Here is an 18,916-nt window from a genome sequence, read left to right on the forward strand (position 1 = left end):
TGTCACGGCAGGTCGCGGGCGTAGCAGACGGAGAGCGGTTCGCCCTGGTACGGCCCGAAGTTGTCGATGCGCCGGTAGCCCTCCCGCTCGTAGAAGCGCATCGCGTCGGGCTGGGCGGTGCCGGTCTCCAGCAGCAGGGTACGTACCCCGGCGTCGCGGGCGGCCTGTTCCAGGGCGCGCAGGATGGCGGTCGCGACGCCGGTGCCCCGGGCCGGCGGGCTGACGTACATCCGTTTGATCTCGGCGGAACCGGCGGCGAGGAAGCGCAGGCCGCCGCAGCCCACGGCGGTGCCGCCGGGGTCTCGGGCGATCAGGAAGACGCTCACCGTGTCGGCCGTGGGCTCCTCGCCCGGCTCGTGGTCGTCGCAGCCGTAGCGGGCGTCGAGTTCGGTCCGCTGGGCGGCGCGGAGCCGGGTGGCGTCGGTCGACTCCCAGGGTTCGCGATGGATGGAGAGCACCTGTCAACCTTTCCGTAACGAGCGTTACCGTAACGTACGCTACGGTACGAGTCGTCGACCGGGAAGGGGTACCGATGGCCAGACGGCGTGATCTCGCCGACCAGCAGCGACGCCTGTCGGCGGCAACCTGGTCGGTGCTGGCCGAACGTGGCCTGCCGGGGCTGACCCTGCGCGCCGTCGCCGAGCGGGCCGGGTGCACCACCGGCATGGTGCTGCACACCTTCGCCGACAAGCAGGCCCTGCTCGTGCACGCCCGTGAGCTGCTGCACCGGCGCACCGGGCTGCGCGCCGACGCTGCCCAGGCCACGGCCGCCGACCCAGTGGAGGCGCTGCGGGCGGTGCTGTTCCAGGCGGCCTCGCCCACCGAGGAGAAGCGGGAGGAGGCCCGGGTCTGGGTCGGCTTCCTCGCCGCCGCGCTGGCCGATCCGGTCCTGGCCGACCTGCACCGCGCCTACAACCGCCGGTTCGTCGCCCGGGTAGGTGAGCTGGTTCGCGCCGCCCGGCCGGACTGGCACCCGGCCGAGGCGACCGAGACGGCCACCAGCCTGGTGGCCCTCGTCGAAGGGCTCAACGCTCTCGCCTGCGTCGACTCGGAGACCTACGGCGAGCGGACCCAGCAGATCGCTCTCGACGCCGCACTCGCCCGCCTGAGGACCGAACCCGAATCGTGAGGTCGACGGGGCAGGATCACCGGCCCACCCACAATTCATGATCGAGCCAGGCTGACGGCGGCAGGTGCGCGCTAGCGTGGGCGGGGTGAGTGAGTCTTCGTCTGTTTCGCCGCTCCCGCCGGCCGACCTGCCCGCCACGCTGGGTGCGCTGCGCGCCGCCGGGCACCGCTACCGCACCGTCAAGCAGGAGCTGCGCGACAACCTGCGGGCCCGGATGCGTGATGGCGCGCCACGGTTCGCCGGCATCGTCGGGTACGACGACACCGTGTTGCCGGAGGTGGAGCGGGCGCTGCTCGCCGGGCACGACATGGTGCTGCTCGGCGAGCGGGGCCAGGGCAAGACCCGGCTGATCCGGTCGCTGGTGACGCTGCTGGACGAGTGGACGCCGGTGATCGCCGGCTCGGTGCTCAACGAGCACCCGCTGCACCCGGTCACCCCGGCGTCGCGGGCGCTGGTCGCCGAGGCCGGCGACGACCTGCCGGTGAGCTGGCTGCACCGCTCGATGCGTTACGGGGAGAAACTGGCCACCCCGGACACCAGCGTGGGCGACCTGATCGGCGACGTGGACCCGGTCCGGCTGGCTCAGGGGCGTACGCTCGGCGACCCCGAGACGATCCACTTCGGGCTGGTGCCGCGTACCAACCGGGGCATCTTCGCTGTCAACGAGCTGCCCGACCTGGCCGAGCGGATCCAGGTGGCGCTGCTCAACGTGCTGGAGGAGCGGGACATCCAGGTACGCGGCTACCAACTGCGGCTGCCGCTGGACCTGCTGCTGGTGGCCAGCGCCAACCCGGAGGACTACACCAACCGGGGTCGGATCATCACGCCGCTCAAGGACCGCTTCGGCGCGGAGATCCGCACCCACTACCCGACCGACCTGGAGTTGGAGCTGGCCCTGATCCGGCAGGAGGCCGACCTGGTCGCCGAGGTGCCGGAGCACGTGCTGGAGGTGCTGGCCCGGTTCGCCCGGGCGGTACGCGAGTCGCCGTCGGTGGACCCACGTTCCGGTGTCTCCGCCCGGTTCGCCATCGCCGCGGCGGAGACCGTCGCCGCCGCCGCGCTGCGCCGGGCGTGCCTGCTGGGCACCGACTCGGAACTGCCGTCGGCCGAGGCGGTGGCGCGGGTGGGCGACGCGGTGTCGGTGACGTCGACGCTGCGCGGCAAGGTGGAGTTCGAGAGCGGCGAGGAGGGCCGGGAGGTCGAACTTCTCGGTCACCTGCTGCGTACCGCCACCGCCGAGACGTTCCGGGCCCGACTGGCCGGGCTGGACCTGTCCGGCTTCACCGCGCTGGTCGAGGAAGGGCAGGCGGTCGAGACCGGGGAGTTGGTGTCGGCGGCTGACCTGCTGCGTCAGGTGGGCACGGTGCCGGGGCTGGCCAAGGTGCTCGACCGGCTCGGGATCGGCGACGCGCCGACCACCGGGCAGGCCGCGGCGGCAGTCGAGTTCGTGCTCGAAGGGCTGTATCTGAGCCGCCGGCTGGGCAAGGACGTCACCGACGGCGGGCGGACCCGCTACGGCGGCCGGGACTGAGATGGCCGGCAACCGGTTCCGGTACGGGCAGTGGCGCGGCGGCCCCGATCCGCTCGCGCCCCCGTACGACGTGCAGGCCGCGGTGGACCAGGTCGGCGCGGAGGTGCTGGCCGGCGGCAGCCTCCGGGACGCGCTGCGGGATCTGCTGCGCCGGGGCCCGCAGGGCCGTGGTGGGCTGGACGGGCTGACCGCCCGCGCCCGCCGGCTGCGCCGCGAGGCGTTGCGCCGGGGTGAACTCGACGGAGCGGTGACCCGGGCGCGGGCGCTGCTCGATCAGGCGCTGGCCGCCGAGCGGGACGAGTTGGCCCGCCGCGACGACGAGGCGGCCCGGTTCGCCGAGACGGTGCTTGACGACCTGCCCCGCTCGACCGCGCAGGCGGTGCGGGACCTGTCCGACTACCGGTGGGCGAGCGACGAGGCCCGGCAGACCTACCAGCGGATCCTCGACGGGCTGCGCGACGACGTGCTCGGCCAGCGTTTCGCCGGGCTGCGCGACTCGGCGCGGCTGGCCGGTGACCCGGCGGTGCAGGAGCAGGTCGCCGAGATGATGCGGGATCTCAACGCCCTGCTGGCCCGGCACGCCCGCGCCGAGGACACCACCGACGCGTTCGCCGAGTTCATGCGCCGGCACGGCGACTTCTTCCCGGAACACCCGCGCGACGTGGACGAACTGATCGACATTCTGGCCCGCCGATCGGCGGCCGGTCAGCGGCTGATGAACTCGCTGTCGGAGCGGCAGCGGGAGGAACTGGCCGGGCTGATGCGCGAGTCCCTCGGTGACCGGCTCGCCGGTGAGCTGGCCGCGTTGGAGGGGAACCTGCGGGCGCTCCGGCCCGACCTGCGCTGGGGGCGGGGTGAGCGGACGCAGGGTGGCCACCCGCTGGGCTACGGCGAGGCGACCGGTGCGCTCGACGAGATCGCCGAACTGGACGACCTGCTCGACCAGTTGGGCCAGGCGCATCCCGGGGCGACCCTGGACGACATCGACGTCGACGCGGTGGCCCGGACGCTGGGCCGCGACGCGGCCGACGACGTACGCCGCCTGCGGGAGCTGGAGCGGGAGCTGCGCCGACAGGGTTGGGTGACCCGGGACGCCGAAGGTCTGACGTTGAGCCCGAAGGCGCTGCGTCGCCTCGGCGGTACCGCGCTGCGCCAGGTCTTCGCCGAGCTGACCGCCGGTCCGCGTGGTCAGCACGACCTGCGCTCGGCCGGGGCGGCCGGCGAGGTGACCGGGGCGTCGCGGCCCTGGGAGTACGGCGACGAGCAGCCGCTGGACGTGGTGCGGACCCTGACCCGGGCGGTCCGCCGAGCCGGCCCCGGCGTGCCGGTGCAACTGGCCGTCGAGGACTTCGAGGTGGTCGAGACCGAACGGCGGGCGTCGGCGGCGGTGGCGCTCTGCGTGGACCTGTCGTACTCGATGATCTCGCAGGGTCGGTGGGGGCCGATGAAGCAGACCGGGCTGGCCCTGGCGCACCTGATGGCCACCCGGTTCCCGCAGGACGCGTTGCAGATCATCGGGTTCGGCCGGCGGGCGGAGACGCTGACCCAGCAGGAACTGGCCGCCGTCGAGCCGGACATGATGCAGGGGACCAACCTGCAACACGCGTTGCGGCTGGCCGGCCGGCACCTGCGGCGTCATCCGGACGCGGAGCCGGTGGTGCTGGTGGTCACCGACGGGGAACCGACCGCCCACCTGGACCCGGACGACGGTGAGGCGCTGTTCGCCTGGCCGTCGTCACCGGAGACGATCGAGGCGACGGTCCGGGAGGTGGACCGGCTCGGCCGCTACGGGGCCACCCTCAACCTCTTCATGCTCGGCGACGATCCCGGTTTGCGCCGGTTCGTCGACGCGGTGGCCCGACGCAGCGGTGGACGGGTCTTCACCCCGGACGCCGACGACCTCGGCGAGTACGTGGTCAGCGACTACCTGCGGGCCCGCCGGGGCCGCCGCTAAGCTCGGCCGGGTGGAGGTCGACGGGCTGCGGCGGGCGTACGACGCGGTGCTGGCTGAGGTCGACGCGGGCGGGTTCGGGCCGCCTCCGCCCGAACGGTACAGCGCCGAGCAGGTCGTGGCGCACCTGGTCGCCAGCGACGAGCTGATGCGCGAGGCCACCGAGGCGGTGCTGGCCGGCTCGCCGTACGCCTTCTACGACCTGGACGAGGTCCACCGGCCGGAACTGGACGAACTGGCCGCCGAGTGCGGCGGCCTCGACGGGCTCGCCGCCCGGCTGCGCGCCACCAGCGACCAACTGGTGGCGCTGGTGGCGCAGCTCGGTGCGGCGGCGGACACCCCGGTCGAGACGCACCTCCGCGAGGGGTTCGAACTCGTCATCGACGAGCCGCTGCCGTGGGGCCGCACGATCGACCTGCACACCCGCGTGCACCTGCCCCGACACCTGAACGAGCTACGCGCCCTGCGCCGCCGGCCCTGACGCCGTCGCCTGATGGGTGGGGCGCTACTGGAGCGTCCAGCGCTGGGCCGGGTTGCCGTCGCAGGGTGCCTGGACGATGTCGGTGCCGGCCCCGGTGCCACCGTCGCGGGCCTGGGCGCACTTGCCGCTGTGCACGGCCACCAGCACGGCCGCGCCGCCGTCGACAGGTCGCAGCCGCCACTGCTGGTTGTCCTCGCCGTGGCAGCCGAACTGCTGCAACCGGGCACCGTCGTCACCGCTGCGGCCCTCGACGTCGAGGCACTGGTTGTGGGCGGCGTTGGTAAGCGTCACCGTGTCCGGGCCGAAGGCGTTGACCACCCACTGCTGCTCCGGCCCGCCGCTGCAGTCGGCCAGCTTGGCGACAGCCTTCTCACCATCACCGTCGAGGCCGAGGCAGCGACCGGAACCGACCCCACGGAACACCTTCGGCCCGGTGACCGCGTCCGGATCCTCGCTGCGGCTCGGTGTGGGGGAGGGCTCGGACCGGGTGGGGCTGGGTTCCGGTGCGCTCTCGGTCGGGCTGGCCGGCACCGTGCTCGGGGCGGGGGCGGCCACCGTCGGCGTCGGCTGCGGCTGTTCGCCGCCGAGCACGCCGGTGGCGAACAGCACCCCCAGCAGTACGCCGACCAGTCCGACCGCCAGCGCCGTGACCAGTAGCGGATCGCGGGGCAGCCCGGCGGGGCGGCGGTTGCCGTAGACGGTGCCCGATCCATCGGTTTCCGACATCCCGGCATCCTGTCCCACGGTGCGCGGCGGCGACCAGTCACCCCCGGCGTCCAACCTGATCCGGGTGCGAAACGCCTCCAGTGGACATCCCACCGGGCGCTCTCAGTCCGCGTAAAGTGATCCCATGCACGCCGTGCGTGATCATGACCTGGCGGTGGCCCAGCTGCGACGGTCGTACGCCGCGGTGCCACCCGGCCAGCCGGTGCGGTTGGCCAAGCGCACCTCCAACCTGTTCCGTCCGCGCAGTGCCCCCGCCTCCGGCCTGGACGTCAGCGGGCTCGGCGGGGTGCTGGGCGTCGACCCGGTCGCCCGTACCGCGGACGTGCAGGGCATGTGCACCTACGAGCGGTTGGTCGCCGCGACCCTGCCGCACGGCCTGATGCCGCTGGTGGTGCCGCAGCTGCGCACCATCACCCTCGGTGGGGCGGTGACCGGGTTGGGCATCGAGTCGACCTCGTTCCGCAACGGACTGCCGCACGAGTCGGTGACCGAGCTGGACGTGCTCACCGGCGCCGGTGAGGTGGTCACCGCCCGGCCCGACGGCCCGCACGCCGACCTGTACGCGGCCTTCCCCAACTCGCTGGGCAGCCTCGGGTACGCCACCCGGCTGCGGATCGAGCTGCAACCGGTCCGCCGGTACGTGGCCCTGCGCAACCTGAGGTTCACCAACCTGACCGCGTTGACCGAGGCGATCGGCGAGATCACCGCGACCCGCCGGTGGGCCGGTGCGAGCGTCGACGCGATGGACGGGGTGATGTTCAGCCCCGATGAGGCGTACCTGGTGCTGGGCAGTTTCAGCGACGACGTGCCGGCGGTCTCCGACTACACCGGCCAGGAGATCTACTACCGCTCGCTGCGCCAGCGCCCGCACGACGCGCTGACCGTCCACGACTACCTGTGGCGCTGGGACACCGACTGGTTCTGGTGCTCGGCGGCGTTCGGTGCGCAGCATCCGGTGGTGCGGCGGTTGTGGCCGGCGAGGTGGCGACGCAGCGACGTCTACCACCGCATCGTGCGCCTGGAGCACCGGCACCAGGTCGCCGCCCGGATCGACAGGTGGCGCGGCCAGCCGGCTCGGGAGCGGGTCGTGCAGGACGTGGAGATCCCACTGGAGCGCACCGCCGAGTTCCTGCACTGGTTCGCCGCGAACGTCGGGATGACGCCGGTGTGGTTGTGTCCGCTGCGGCTGCGCGAGCCGGGCGGTCCGGGATCGGCCCGGTCCTGGCCGCTGTATCCGCTACGGCCGGGGCAGGACTACGTCAACATCGGGTTCTGGGGGAGCGTGCCGATCGCCGAGGGCGCCGCCGACGGCGACGTCAACCGGGAGATCGAGCGCGCGGTGTCGGAGGCGGGCGGGCACAAGTCGCTCTATTCCGACGCGTACTACGACCGGGATGCGTTCGACCGGCTCTACGGCGGCGGGACGTGGCGCGCCGTGCGGGACCGGTACGACCCGGAGCATCGGCTGACCGGACTGTACGAAAAGGCGGTAACACGCGCATGAGCGAGCGGAGCGGAGTGCCGGCATGAGCGAGCGGAGCGAGCGAATCATCAGGCTCAGCGCGGTTGTGCCTCAGGTCGGCACGGAGCGGAGCGGAGTGCCGGCATGAGCTTGACCGACCGTAGCCAGGGAGCGGCAGGCGCTCCCGCCCCGCCGCCCCCTGGGGGCCGGCGGCGTGGGTCGACCGTGGCGGACATCGTCCGGGCGGTGACCTCGGGCCCCCTGCCGGTACGCGTCACCGCGTACGACGGCAGTTCCATCGGCCCGGCCGACGCCGGGATCACCCTGTCGATCCGCACCGAGCGGGGGCTGTCGTACCTGCTCACCGCGCCGGGCGACCTGGGCATGGCGCGTGCCTACGTCAGCGGTGACCTCGCCATCGAGGGAGTGCACCCGGGCGACCCGTACGAGGCGTTGCGGGTGCTCGCCGGGGTGCGGATGCGGGCACCGGCACTTGCCGACGGGTTGGCGCTGGTGCGCGAGCTGGGCTGGGAGCGGCTGCTGCCGCCGCCGGCCCCGCCGCAGGAGGCCCGGCCCCGCTGGAAGCGGATCGTGGCTGGCCTGCGGCACTCGCGGACCCGGGACAGCAGCGCCATCTCGCACCACTACGACGTGTCGAACGCCTTCTACGAGCGGGTGCTCGGCCCGTCGATGACGTACACCTGCGCGGTGTACCGCAGCCCGGACGACACCCTGGAGCAGGCGCAGGCGAACAAGTACGACCTGGTCGCCGGCAAGCTGGCGCTGCGGCCGGGGATGCGGCTGCTGGATGTGGGCTGCGGCTGGGGTGGCATGGTCCGGCACGCGGCCCGGGAGTACGGCGTCAAGGCGCTCGGGGTGACGCTGTCGCGGGCGCAGGCGCAGTGGGCGCAGGCGGCGATCGAGCGGGAGGGGCTGTCCGGGTTGGCGCAGGTGCGGCACCTGGACTACCGCGACGCTCCACGCGAACAGTTCGACGCGGTCTCCTCGATCGGCCTGACCGAGCACATCGGGGTCCGCAACTATCCGGCCTACTTCGGGTTCCTGCGGGACCGGCTGCGCCCGGGGGCCCGGTTGCTCAACCACTGCATCACCCGGGCGGACAATCGCGCCCCGCACCGTTCCGGGGCGTTCATCGACAGGTACGTCTTTCCGGACGGTGAGCTGGCCGGCCCGGGTCGGGTGATCAGTGAGATCCACGATGCGGGGCTGGAGGTGCACCACGAGGAGAACCTGCGCCAGCACTACGCGCTGACCCTCGCTGCCTGGTGCCGCAACCTGGTGGAGCACTGGGACTTCTGCGTCGCCGAGGTGGGTGCGGGCACGGCCAGGGTGTGGGGGCTCTACATGGCCGGTTCCCGGCTGGCGTTCGAGCGCAACGGCATCCAGCTGCATCAGGTGGTGGCGACGCGTAACGGCCCGGACGCGGTGAACGGCTACCCGCTGCGCCCGGACTGGCTGCCCTGACCGGGTTCCCTCGCGACTGAGTGCGGGCCGCGCCGGCAGTTGCCGGCGCGGCCTTTCTCGAACCCATTGACAAGGAAGTTTTTTACGTACAAACTGATTTTGCTATGAGAGATGTCCTGTACCTGGAGCAGCTTGAGCAGGCCGAGGTGCTGCTGAAACCGCAGCGCGTCGAGATCCTGCGGCAGCTGGCCGAGCCACGCACCTGCACCGAGGTGGCCGCCCGGCTGGAGCAGACGCCACAGCGCGTCTACTACCACGTCAAGCAACTCGTCGCGGCCGGGCTGGTCGAGCAGGTCGACAAGCGCAAGGTCCGCGGCATCACCGAAGGCATCTACCAGGCAGCCGCCCGGTCGTACTGGCTCTCACCGCGCCTGGTCGGCCGGATCGGGCTGCGCCGCGCCCGCGACGAGCTGAGCCTGGGCTACCTGCTGGACCTGATGGAGGAGGTCCAGGCCGACGTCGCCGCCCTGGACCGCTCCGCCCCGGAACTGCCGTCGATCGGCGTTTCCGGCGAGATCCGCGTGCCAGCCGAACGCCGGCAGGAGTTTCTGCACGACCTGCAGTCCGCGCTACAGGAGTTGTTCACCCGCTACGGCGGCGCCGAGGGAGACGCCTTCAAGCTCGCCGTGGCCTGCTACCCGAAGGGGACCGACCGTGACTGAACCGATGACCATCGCCGCCCGCCTCGCCGTGCCGATCGCGCGGGTGCGCCAGGCCCTGACCGACCCCGCCGAGCTGCGCGTCTGGCTGGCCGAGCACGCCGAGGTCGAGCTCCCCGAGCGGTACGAGTTCTGGGGCCGCTACACGCCCGAGGGCGATGCTCCACATCAGCGGGTGCTGCACGCCGACGACGACCGGCTGCGCTTCGCCTGGCTGCTCGACGGGGTGGAGACCACCACCGAGATCACGCTGAGCGCGGACGGGCCGGACGCCACCGTGCTGCGGCTGTCGCAGACCCACTTCGACTTCAGCGACGTGGTCAACGGCACCAGCATCCGGGGCGTCCTCCAGACCTACTGGGCGCTCACCATCGCCAACCTGGAGGCCTACCTGGCTGGCCAGCCGCTGCTGCCCAGGACGGACTTCACCAGCGCCGACTTCCGTGGCGAGATCGAGATCGCCGCGCCGGCCGCCAAGGTGTGGGAATCCCTTACCGACTCCGAGCAGGCCAGCGCCTGGTTCGGCTACCCGATCGGGATCGAGCCCTGGGTCGGCGGCCGGTACGCGATGGGCGGCTTCGACAGCGGCTTCGCCGCGAAGGTGGTCGACCTGGAGCCGGGCCGGAAGATGTCCGTCGACTGGGGACCGAACGGCGTCACCAGCTGGGAGCTGAACGAGTCCGAGGGAAAGACAAAGCTGACCTTCGTGCAGAGCGGCTTCGACGAGCAGAACCCCCCGTACGCGGCCTGGTCCGGCATCGTATCCGGGTGGGCCGAGCTGCGTCGCTTCCACGAGGTGCCCGACTGGCAGCCGATCTGGCTGCCCGAGGAGACCAGCGCCACGGCCGGCTGACCCGCGGCGGCACGGACGATCACCGGCGACAGCCCGGTGACCGTCCGTGCCCGGGCCGCCCCGGCGCGTCCGTGACGGGCCGGGACCCGCCGGCACGGCTATCGTGGCCTGTCGTGACGGACACCGAGCAGCGACTGGCCGCGATCCGGGGCGACGCACCGCCGAAACGACACAACGCCCGTACGATCGCCGCGCTGACCGGCAACCCGGGTTGCACCCGCCGGGCGGTCCTCGACGGTGCGGGGGTGGACAAGCCGGCGCTGGCCGAGCGGGTCGGCTTTCCCGCCCGGTTCGGGCAGTCCCGCTTCGCCATCACCCGGGGCAACATTTTCGAGGCTCAGGTGAAGGCCGACGGTGGGGCCGAGCTGCTGCGACTGGTCGCGGAGCGGCTGGGCGTACCGGTGCCGGCGGCGGTCCACTGGACGGACCTCGACGCCGGCGACGACCCGGCCACCCGGGCCAGACGCTCGGCGGCCCTGCTCACCGAGGCGCTGTCGTCTGTCGAATCCGACACCGCCGACCCACCCGGTGCCGACGAGCCGCCGCGTGTCGATGAACCGGCGGCGCTGTTCGATCACCCAATGCTCGGCCTGACGGTCGCCGGACAGCGGGTACACCTGGAGCCGGACCTGGTGGCCGCCCGGCTGGGCGGCCGGTTCCACGTGGTCGAGATCAAGTCGTTCCCGGTGATCGACGGTCAGGCCGACCCGGCGAAGCTGGCCGGCGCGGCGGTGCAGTCCGCCGTCTACGTGCTGGCCCTGCGGGAACTGCTCACCGCCCGGGGCCACGACCCGCAGCTCGTGTCGCACGAGGTGGTGCTGGTCTGCCCCCGGGATTTCAGCAACGCGCCGGTCGCGCACCTGCTCGACGTCCGCCGGCAACTGCTTGTGGTACGCCGGCAACTGGACCGGATGGACCGGCTCGACACGCTGCTGGCGGGCGTCCCGGCCGACTTCACCGCCGATCCGGCCGCCGATCCGGCGACCCTGGCCGACTCGCTGGCCCGGGTGCCGGCCCGGTACGCCCCCGACTGCCTGGCCAGCTGCGAGCTGGCGTACCTCTGCCGGCACGAGGCGCAGGGGCAGACCGGGGCGCTCGGCCGCCCGGTCCGCGAGGCGCTCGGCGGGATCGCCGACGTCGCCGAGGTGCTGGCGCTCGCCGGTGGGGAAACCGCCACGGACCCTGAACGGGCGGAGGCCGCCGCGCTGCTGCGGACCGCGGCCCGCCTGCGCGCCGACGCCCTCGCCAGCGCATGAGTACGCTGCGGGCGCTGGCGGCGGCACAGGCGGTGGCCACGGGGGTCGCCCAACCGGTGGCCACCGTGCGGCATCTGCACCTGTCGAGGCGACCTCTGGTGCTGGTGCCGCTGGCGATGGCAGGGGAAGCCAACGCTCCGCTCGCCGCGATGGTCGGCTCGGCTCCTGGTGAGGGACGCCTGTTGATCGTGCCGCAGCCACGTAACCGGGATCAACGGTTCGCGTTCGCCGCCGAGCTGGCCGCGGTCGTACTGCCGTATGTGGACGCCCACCGCACGGCGAACGAGGCGGTCGCTGTGGACCGGGGCCGGGAAGTCCGGTACCGGTACCTGGACGCCCCGCAGCTGCTGGTGCCGAACCCGGCGGGGGTGACGTTCCTGCGGCTGCTCGGTCGGTCCACCCGGTTCCGCCGGGTCGACGGCGAGTATCCGGTGCCGCCGCAGGTGCCACTGCTGGGCCGCTGGCTGACCTTCTTCGCCGAACGGGCCGAGCATCCCGGCTCGTCGGCGCTGGTGGCGATGACGCAGGCGTTGACGCTGCACTGGGCGACCGGGCAGAGCGCGGTGGAGGATCTGCACCTGCCGGCACTGCTGGGCTGGATCGCCCCGTCGGCCGGGCTCTCCGGTGCCGACGCCGCCGCCCGGGCCGAGGACCCGTCGCTCTGTCCACCGGCCGGCCCAGCCACCGATCCCGAGTTCGACAACCGGCTGCTGGCGCCGGCCATCGAGGCGTACTCCGCCGCCGACGACGAGGCGACGCGCGTCGAGGCGTACGCGGAGCTGGAGCGGCTGCTCCGGGACCAGCTGACGCCCACCTGGGAGCTGATGTGGCGCGGCCTGGGGTTGCTGCGTGCCCTGCCGCCCGGCGCCCGGGTGGCCGGGCGATGGGACGGCGACCGGGACGCCTTCACCGCCCACGCCGACCACCTCGACTCCGACGGCGCGCCGCAGCCGCGCCGGGACGGTGCGGTGGCCGCCGCGGCCCGGCTGCACCGCCTGGAGCGGGCCGCCGCTACCTACGCGGTGCAGCGCGCCTACGACGACCCGCTGGTGATGGCGGAGTACCGGCTGACCGGCGAGGCGTTCGTCGGCGAGGTGCTGCTGGCCGACCCGGCCCGGGTCGATGACTCCGGCCGCCGGCCGGTGTTGCGCCCGCGCATCCAGTTGATGACCACCGATCCGGTGCTGGTGCCGGTCGGCGCGACGCTGTCCAGCCCGTCCCGTCCCGGGCAGAAGGCGCGGACGGTGTTCGTCACCCCGACGGCCGACGGCAAGACCGAGGTGGTGTTGGAGTTGTCCGGCGGGATGGGACGCGGCCTGACGGCCAGCCCGGGCAGCGTGCCGGAGGTGGGAGAGCGGCTCTGCTACACCACGTTGAGCGATGCCTACGTGCCGGCTGCGGCGTTTCCGGCCGTCGAGGAGACCCCGTGGACGCACGGCGGCCCACCCGCGACCGCAGCGGCGGCACCCGACGAGGAATGGGCCTGAGCGGAAGACCCGCCCCGACGGACCACCCGCCCCGACAACTCACCCAGTGCCCAGCCGGATCTCCGACCGTCGATCGCGGACGGTAATCGTCTCCCGCCAGGGGTGACAACCTCACCTTCGGCCCCTTTGCTCTGCTTCACTATACGCACCGGTTGCACTGAGTAACTGGCGTCAACCCGGCACCTCACCGGTAAGGCCAGCTCAAAGTGGGGTTGCGTATAGTGAAGCAGAGCAAAGGCGGCAGGCAGCGTTGTCGGTGGTGGGCTGGACGGTCACGCTTAGTGATGCGCTGTCATGGCCGCAGCGCGTCACGCTCCGTGTTGGGGTGGGGCGTGGCCGGTGGGGTGGAGCGGAAGGCGCGGCCCCGGGGAGCGGCGGGCGCGACAGGGCATACAGCGAAGCGACCGCGAGCGGGGCGCTGCCCGCATCGCCGCAGCCGGGCGAGTCGCGAGGTGGTCGGCGGGAGACCAGGTGGTGCCCGGCGAGTCAAAGGTTGTGGACTTGCCTACCGGTGGATCTGGCGGGGCGGCTGCGGGCGTGGCTAGGCTTTCGGGGTTTGCCAGGGCAGGACCTCGCCGTCGAGGGTGTACGCACGAGAGAGAGCCGGAGCGATCGCTGTGTCGCGAAAGGACATCGAGCGGGCTGCCGCGCGCTCGCCCGGAACGCACCGGGTAGGCCGGGTGGGGCTGGTCGGTGCCGGTGTCGTCGTCGCGATCGAGGCGCTCTGGTTGGTGCTGGGGCTGCCCGCCAGCGCGCTGGTCAGCGATCTGGGTGCGCTCACCGTGGCAGGCTGGGCCGCGGTGGCCTGCGTCGCGGCGGCCCGCCGGCACCCGGCGACGTTGCGCCGGTTCTGGCTGCTGCTGGCCGCCACCATGGCGTTGTCGCTGGCCGGCCGAGCACTGTGGACCTCCCAGCGGCTGCTCGGGGAGAGCCTGCCACACACCCTGCCAATCGGGTTGATCTTCGCGGCCAGCCTGCTGACCGGTACCGCCGCGCTGTTCTGCTCGGTCACCGCGCCGCGTACCACGGTGGGTCGGGCCCGGACCCTGCTCGACGGGGTGATCGTCGGGCTGGCGCTGATTCCGATCGGCTGGCTGTTGATCTTCCGCAACGTCAGTCTGGCCGACCTGGACGAGCCGCTACGCACCGCCGGCCTGCTGTACCCGATGTTCGACCTGATGCAGCTGACCATCCTGGTCGCGGTGGTCGGCCCGGGCCGACCGGTGTGGCGGCCGATGGCGCTGCTCGGCGTGGGCCTGACGGTACGGGCGGTGGCCGACACGGTCTACGTGGCGCTGGTGGCCGCCGGCACCTACCAGCCCGGCACCCCGGTCGACGTGCTCTGGCCGGTGAGCTACCTGCTGATCGTGATGGCGACCGGAATGCCCCCACCTCGGGACCACGGCGCTGTCGAGGAGGCCGGGGAGGCGCCGTTGCCGCCGTGGTGGCGGGTGGTGCTGCCCTACCTGCCGGTGGGCGGGGCGATCGTGGCGACCATGCTGGCCCGCGACGCCAGCGGTCACACCCCGATGCCGATCTTCCTGGCGATGATGGCGTTGTTGGCCATGCTGGCGCTTCGGCAGGGCCTGGCGGCCAACGAGAACCTGCGTCTGGTGGTGCAGCTACGCAAGCTCGCCTACGTCGACCAGCTCACCGGGCTGCCCAACCGGCTGGCGTTCACCCGCCGGCTGCGTGGTGCGTTGCGCGGCACCGACCGGGTCGCCGTGCTGCTGTTGGACCTGGACGGGTTCAAGCAGGTGAACGATCGGTTCGGGCACACCACCGGCGACACGCTGCTGTCCGGCCTGTCCCGGCGGATGCGTCGGGCGGTCGGTGACGACGGCATGATCGCCCGGATCGGTGGTGACGAGTTCGCGGTGCTGGTCACCGACGGGCGGCCGTTGGCACCGGAACGACTGGCCGAGCGGTTGTTGGCGGCGCTGCAACCATCGCCCGGGGAGGAACTGGTCGGGGTGCACCCCTCGGCCAGCATCGGTATCGCCGAGTACGGGCCGCAGCACATTTCGCACACGGATCTGCTGCGCGACGCGGACATCGCGATGTACGCGGCGAAGGCGGCCGGCAAGTCCGCGTACCGACGGTGCACGCAGGGGCTGCGGGAGTCGGCGGTGAGCCGGGCCGAGCTGATCGCCGACCTACGGCGGGCCGTCGACGAGGAGCAGTTGCACCTGGAGTTCCAACCGATCGTGGACCTGGCCACCGGGGCGGTGCGCAGCGCTGAGGCGTTGGTGCGGTGGCGGCATCCCCGGCTCGGCGTGCTCAGCCCGGCCCGGTTCCTGCCGCTGGCCGAGGAGACCGGGCTGATCCTGCCGATCGACAGGTGGGTCATTCACGAGGCGTGCCGGGCGGCGGCCACCTGGCAGGACCACGTTCCGTCGGCGACGGTCGCGGTGAACATCGCCGCTTCGCACCTGCGCCGCCCCGACCTGATCGCCACCGTCACCGAGGCCACCGCGGGCGCCGGGCTGGCGCCCCGAGCACTGACCCTGGAACTGACCGAGTCGGCGTTGATCGAGGGCAGCGACGCGGTGCTGGACCGGCTGCGGCAACTGCGCGAGTTGGGCATCCGGATCGCCATCGACGACTTCGGCACCGGATACTCGTCGCTGAGTTACCTGCACCGGATCCCGGCGACCGAGCTGAAGATCGATCGGTCGTTCGTGGCCCGGATCCCCGAGGACACCAGGGCGTACGCGACGGTGGAGATGGTGACCCGGCTGGCCGGCGCGTTCGACCTGAGCGTGGTGGCCGAGGGGGTGGAGACCGAGCGGCAGCACGAGGCCGTGGTCGCGATCGGCTGCATGCAGGGGCAGGGTTACCGCTACGGCCGCCCGACCGGCCTGGCCGAGCTGCGTACCGTCCTGGTGAAGGCCGACCCGCCGGAGGTGTCCGGCGTCGCAGAATCTGGCTTGACCCTCACGTAACGGCAGGCGGGACCGTGGTTCCGGAAAGGGGGAACCATGGCCTACACGGTTGGTCAGGTGGCGAAGCTCGCCGGCGTGACGGTCCGGACGCTGCACCACTACGACGAGATCGGTCTGCTGACGCCGAGCGGCCGTAGCAGCTCGGGCTACCGCCGCTATTCCGAGGCGGACCTGGAACGGCTGCAGCTGATCCGGTACTACCGCGAGCTGGGGTTCCCGTTGGACGAGATCGCCGTGATCCTCGACGACCCGGCGAGCGAACCGGGAGCGCACCTGCGCCGCCAGCACGAGCTGTTGACGGTGCGGATCAAGCGCCTTCAGGAGATGGTCGCGGCGATCGAATTCGCGATGGAGGCGAGCAAGATGAACATCCAACTGACCCCGCAGGAGCGGTTCGAGGTCTTCGGGGACTTCGATCCGGACGCGCACGCCGAGGAGGCGGAGCGGCGGTGGGGCGGCACCGAGGCGTACCGGGAGTCGACCCGGCGGACGTCGAGCTACAGCAAGCAGGACTGGCAGCGGTTCAAGGCCGAGACGGAGGACTGGGGGCGGCGGATCGTGGCGCTGCTGGCCTCGGGCGCGCCGGCCGACGGGCCGGAGGCCATGGAGCTGGCTGAGGAGCACCGGCAGCAGATCAGCCGCTGGTTCTACGAGTGCTCGTACGAGATTCACACCGGGCTGGCCGACCTGTACCTCGCCGACGAACGGTTCACCGCGCACTACGAGGCGAAGGCTCCCGGCCTGACCGAGTACCTGTCCGAGGCGATTCACGCGAACGCGATCAGCCGCGCCTGATCGGGCGTGCGGACGATCGCGGATCGGGAGAGTATGACTGGCGTCCGCTCTCCCGATCTTCGGAGGTTGCCTTGCTGATCGTCGCCGGCACGCTACAGGTCGACCCCGCCGGGCGGGACGACTACCTGGCCACCTGCGCAGAGATCGTCCGTCAGGCTCGCGAGGCACCCGGTTGCCTCGACTTCGCCATCAGTCCGGATCTGATCGAGCCGGGTCGGATCAACGTCTACGAGCGGTGGGAGTCCGAGGAGCAATTGCTGGACTTCCGCGGCGCCGGCCCCGAACCTGAGCAGCAGGTGGCGATCGTCGAGGCCGAAGTCCAGAAGTTCCTGATCAGCACGGTCGAATCACCCTGATCGCCTGTCGAGGTGGGCGCGGGGCCGGACAGGTCGGGGAGAACCCGCCCGGCCCCGCGGTCAGCGGCCGGGGGTGCGGGGCGTCGCGGCCGGAACGCTCCCGTTAGGCGCACCGGGCACGGTCACGGTCGGGACGCCACCGGGCCGCTTGGTGGTGGCCGTGTCGGGACGGCCGGTCGGTGTGGCACCACGCGGGTTCGGGGTGGGGTGGGTGGTCGGCCGCCCGGCACCACTCGGCGCGCCCGTGGGGTGATCGCGGTCCTCCGACGCGGCGGCGGCGCAGTACTCGTCGACCTGTCCGGCACCGCCGGCCGCCTCGACCAGTTCGGCGAAGGCCGGGTTCTCCGACGCCTTGCCCGGGTTGGTGGCGGCGCCGGCCGCGTACGCCTGGCACAGGCCTGTCAGCGAGGGCGACGGACCGTCGCTCGCGCCGGCCCGGTCAGCCGGTCCGACCGGGAGCGACGGGGTGACGGTAGGTGCTGCCGGGGCCTGGGTCGTCGGGCGTGTCGTCGGGTCGGCCAGCGGGTTGGGTAGCGCGCCGGTACCGGCGGCCAGCGCCACGCCACCGAGCCCAGTGGCGGCGATGACGGTCGCGGCCTTGACGGTGAGCAGCTTCGCCAGCGTGATTTTGAGCATTGATTCTCTCCGTGGTCGAGGTTCGGGGGCGAGATCAGCGGCAGCCCGAAATGCAGCCACCGCCAGATGCTCCCCAGCCATCTCGTCGTGTCGTGCCGGCCCGCATGCCGCGCGTAACGGGGCAGCGAGCGGACCGGCCTGGCTCAGGGCGACCGGGTCGGCGTCCAGTAGCCGATCAGCGGTCTTTCTGTCCATGCGGCGAGGTGACGGTTTGCTCATCTCGTTTTCCCTGGCGTCGTCCCGGATCATTGCGTCACTCACCCGCCGCGAGTCGGCGCATCGTGGGCGTGGGCGGGCGTAGTCCCGGTTCGGGCGCGATGGCGCCGTCCCGAACGGTCTGCGGGTCGAGGCGCACGGCCAGCCGGCGCAGACCCCGCCACGCGGCGGTACGCACCGCGCCCGGACGCTTGCCCAGCACCTTGGCGGTGGCCCGGGTGTCGAGTCCGACCACCACCCGGAGCAGGATCGCCTCGGCCTGGTCGCTTGGCAGCGTGGCGATCAACTCAATGGCCGCGCGGGTCGCGGCGGCCTGGACGGCCTGATCGGCGGTGTCCTGACCGGCAGGCAGGTCGACCAGCGCGTCGACGGACACCGTCGCCGCGGGCCGCCGTCCCTGGCGGCGTAGGTGATCCAGCGCCCGGTGTCGAGCGATCCCGGCGGTCCAGGCCCGGAATCCGGCCCCTTCGTCCCGGAATCGGCGCAGGTCGCGGGTGATCTGTAACCACGCCTCCGAGGCAACGTCCTCGGCATCGGCGCCGACCATGCCCCGCAGATAGCGCAGCAGGCCGGGCTGCACCTGCCGGTACAGCAGCCGGAACGCATCCTCGTCACCATCCTGAGCGGCTCGTACCAGCGCGGCGAGGTCCGAGTCGGTGTGGCCGCCGGTGCCGCTGGTCACCGCCACCGCCGGCTGGAATCCACCGACATGACCGCCAGTTCCGGTATCGCCAGCACCTCGTCACCAGATTCGCCGTCACGTGCCACCGCCACCAGGGCGGCAGCCCTCTCGTCTACCCGTACGACTGATTGGCGTACGGGTGGCCTGTCGCGTCACAGCCCGCGGGAGGAAAGGTGAATGGTGCAGGGCAAAACCACCATCTCGTCCTTATTGCTCCACCGATCGGGTAATTCGACCACTTCTGGCCGTGTCCATGCCGGTGCTCG

Annotated in this window: 17 protein-coding genes; 13 read left to right on the forward strand and 4 right to left on the reverse strand. The window is 72.3% G+C overall.

Annotation, left to right across the window (positions count from 1 at the left end):
* Positions 1 to 2: 2 nt before the first annotated feature.
* Positions 3 to 458, reverse strand: coding sequence for a GNAT family N-acetyltransferase (locus tag ACN26Z_RS06950; RefSeq protein WP_421460293.1), 456 nt, complete (start codon positions 456 to 458; stop codon positions 3 to 5).
* Between the two features lie 74 nt (positions 459 to 532).
* Here ACN26Z_RS06950 and ACN26Z_RS06955 point away from each other — a divergent pair, with 74 nt between their 5' ends.
* The 4 genes from ACN26Z_RS06955 to ACN26Z_RS06970 all read left to right on the forward strand — a co-directional run bounded on the left by ACN26Z_RS06955 (position 533) and on the right by ACN26Z_RS06970 (position 5,092).
* A complete protein-coding gene (locus ACN26Z_RS06955; RefSeq protein ID WP_421460294.1) occupies positions 533 to 1,129 on the forward strand; it encodes a TetR/AcrR family transcriptional regulator in 597 nt (198 codons plus the stop codon).
* An 85-nt stretch (positions 1,130 to 1,214) separates the two neighbouring features.
* Positions 1,215 to 2,660, forward strand: a complete 1,446-nt coding sequence (locus tag ACN26Z_RS06960) for a magnesium chelatase (RefSeq protein WP_421460295.1) — start codon at positions 1,215 to 1,217, stop codon at positions 2,658 to 2,660.
* Position 2,661: 1 nt separating this feature from the next.
* Complete coding sequence (locus tag ACN26Z_RS06965) at positions 2,662 to 4,614, forward strand: VWA domain-containing protein (RefSeq protein ID WP_421460296.1); 1,953 nt, start codon at positions 2,662 to 2,664, stop codon at positions 4,612 to 4,614.
* A gap of 10 nt (positions 4,615 to 4,624) precedes the next feature.
* Complete coding sequence (locus ACN26Z_RS06970) at positions 4,625 to 5,092, forward strand: DinB family protein (RefSeq protein WP_282239913.1); 468 nt, start codon at positions 4,625 to 4,627, stop codon at positions 5,090 to 5,092.
* Positions 5,093 to 5,116: 24 nt separating this feature from the next.
* On the opposite strand, the gene ACN26Z_RS06975 is transcribed toward ACN26Z_RS06970, so the two are convergent.
* Positions 5,117 to 5,818 (reverse strand): RICIN domain-containing protein, encoded by a 702-nt coding sequence (locus ACN26Z_RS06975; RefSeq protein ID WP_421460297.1) that lies wholly within the window; start codon positions 5,816 to 5,818, stop codon positions 5,117 to 5,119.
* Between the two features lie 124 nt (positions 5,819 to 5,942).
* Here ACN26Z_RS06975 and ACN26Z_RS06980 point away from each other — a divergent pair, with 124 nt between their 5' ends.
* The 9 genes from ACN26Z_RS06980 to ACN26Z_RS07020 all read left to right on the forward strand — a co-directional run bounded on the left by ACN26Z_RS06980 (position 5,943) and on the right by ACN26Z_RS07020 (position 17,116).
* On the forward strand, positions 5,943 to 7,322 hold the full coding sequence (locus ACN26Z_RS06980) for an FAD-binding oxidoreductase (RefSeq protein WP_421460300.1): 1,380 nt from the start codon (positions 5,943 to 5,945) through the stop codon (positions 7,320 to 7,322).
* Positions 7,323 to 7,424: 102 nt separating this feature from the next.
* A complete protein-coding gene (locus tag ACN26Z_RS06985; protein WP_396886186.1) occupies positions 7,425 to 8,765 on the forward strand; it encodes a class I SAM-dependent methyltransferase in 1,341 nt (446 codons plus the stop codon).
* 104 nt (positions 8,766 to 8,869) lie between these two features.
* Complete coding sequence (locus tag ACN26Z_RS06990; protein ID WP_093401997.1) at positions 8,870 to 9,427, forward strand: winged helix-turn-helix domain-containing protein; 558 nt, start codon at positions 8,870 to 8,872, stop codon at positions 9,425 to 9,427.
* Positions 9,420 to 10,277: an SRPBCC domain-containing protein gene (locus ACN26Z_RS06995; RefSeq protein ID WP_421460301.1), complete on the forward strand. Its 858-nt coding sequence runs from the start codon at positions 9,420 to 9,422 to the stop codon at positions 10,275 to 10,277. Before ACN26Z_RS06990 ends, ACN26Z_RS06995 begins: the two co-directional genes overlap by 8 nt.
* A gap of 113 nt (positions 10,278 to 10,390) precedes the next feature.
* A complete protein-coding gene (locus ACN26Z_RS07000) occupies positions 10,391 to 11,533 on the forward strand; it encodes a hypothetical protein (RefSeq protein ID WP_421460302.1) in 1,143 nt (380 codons plus the stop codon).
* Positions 11,530 to 13,020, forward strand: a complete 1,491-nt coding sequence (locus ACN26Z_RS07005; RefSeq protein ID WP_421460303.1) for a hypothetical protein — start codon at positions 11,530 to 11,532, stop codon at positions 13,018 to 13,020. Before ACN26Z_RS07000 ends, ACN26Z_RS07005 begins: the two co-directional genes overlap by 4 nt.
* Positions 13,021 to 13,637: 617 nt before the next feature.
* Positions 13,638 to 15,965 carry a putative bifunctional diguanylate cyclase/phosphodiesterase gene (locus ACN26Z_RS07010; RefSeq protein WP_421460305.1) on the forward strand — a complete coding sequence of 776 codons (2,328 nt, stop codon included), beginning with the start codon at positions 13,638 to 13,640 and terminating at the stop codon, positions 15,963 to 15,965.
* Positions 15,966 to 16,001: 36 nt separating this feature from the next.
* On the forward strand, positions 16,002 to 16,760 hold the full coding sequence (locus ACN26Z_RS07015; protein ID WP_421460306.1) for a MerR family transcriptional regulator: 759 nt from the start codon (positions 16,002 to 16,004) through the stop codon (positions 16,758 to 16,760).
* 71 nt (positions 16,761 to 16,831) lie between these two features.
* Positions 16,832 to 17,116 carry a putative quinol monooxygenase gene (locus ACN26Z_RS07020; RefSeq protein WP_093401992.1) on the forward strand — a complete coding sequence of 95 codons (285 nt, stop codon included), beginning with the start codon at positions 16,832 to 16,834 and terminating at the stop codon, positions 17,114 to 17,116.
* Between the two features lie 60 nt (positions 17,117 to 17,176).
* Here ACN26Z_RS07020 and ACN26Z_RS07025 read toward each other — a convergent pair whose 3' ends face one another.
* On the reverse strand, positions 17,177 to 17,752 hold the full coding sequence (locus ACN26Z_RS07025) for a hypothetical protein (protein ID WP_421460307.1): 576 nt from the start codon (positions 17,750 to 17,752) through the stop codon (positions 17,177 to 17,179).
* Between the two features lie 253 nt (positions 17,753 to 18,005).
* Positions 18,006 to 18,650, reverse strand: a complete 645-nt coding sequence (locus ACN26Z_RS07030) for an RNA polymerase sigma factor (protein WP_421460308.1) — start codon at positions 18,648 to 18,650, stop codon at positions 18,006 to 18,008.
* Between the last annotated feature and the right edge of the window lie 266 nt (positions 18,651 to 18,916).

The organism is Verrucosispora sp. WMMD703, assembly GCF_049178935.1.
Taxonomy (GTDB): Bacteria; Actinomycetota; Actinomycetes; order Mycobacteriales; family Micromonosporaceae; genus Micromonospora; species Micromonospora sediminimaris.

Excerpts from the sequence above, each read along its gene's own strand:
- ACN26Z_RS07015 (WP_421460306.1), top strand. The coding sequence starts at position 16,002 with ATGGCCTACACGGTTGGTCAGGTGGCGAAGCTCGCCGGCGTGACGGTC.
- ACN26Z_RS06965 (WP_421460296.1), top strand. The coding sequence starts at position 2,662 with ATGGCCGGCAACCGGTTCCGGTACGGGCAGTGGCGCGGCGGCCCCGAT.
- ACN26Z_RS06990 (WP_093401997.1), top strand. The coding sequence starts at position 8,870 with ATGAGAGATGTCCTGTACCTGGAGCAGCTTGAGCAGGCCGAGGTGCTG.
- ACN26Z_RS06985 (WP_396886186.1), top strand. The coding sequence starts at position 7,425 with ATGAGCTTGACCGACCGTAGCCAGGGAGCGGCAGGCGCTCCCGCCCCG.
- ACN26Z_RS07025 (WP_421460307.1), bottom strand. The coding sequence starts at position 17,752 with ATGCTCAAAATCACGCTGGCGAAGCTGCTCACCGTCAAGGCCGCGACC.
- ACN26Z_RS07005 (WP_421460303.1), top strand. The coding sequence starts at position 11,530 with ATGAGTACGCTGCGGGCGCTGGCGGCGGCACAGGCGGTGGCCACGGGG.
- ACN26Z_RS06980 (WP_421460300.1), top strand. The coding sequence starts at position 5,943 with ATGCACGCCGTGCGTGATCATGACCTGGCGGTGGCCCAGCTGCGACGG.
- ACN26Z_RS06975 (WP_421460297.1), bottom strand. The coding sequence starts at position 5,818 with ATGTCGGAAACCGATGGATCGGGCACCGTCTACGGCAACCGCCGCCCC.
- ACN26Z_RS06955 (WP_421460294.1), top strand. The coding sequence starts at position 533 with ATGGCCAGACGGCGTGATCTCGCCGACCAGCAGCGACGCCTGTCGGCG.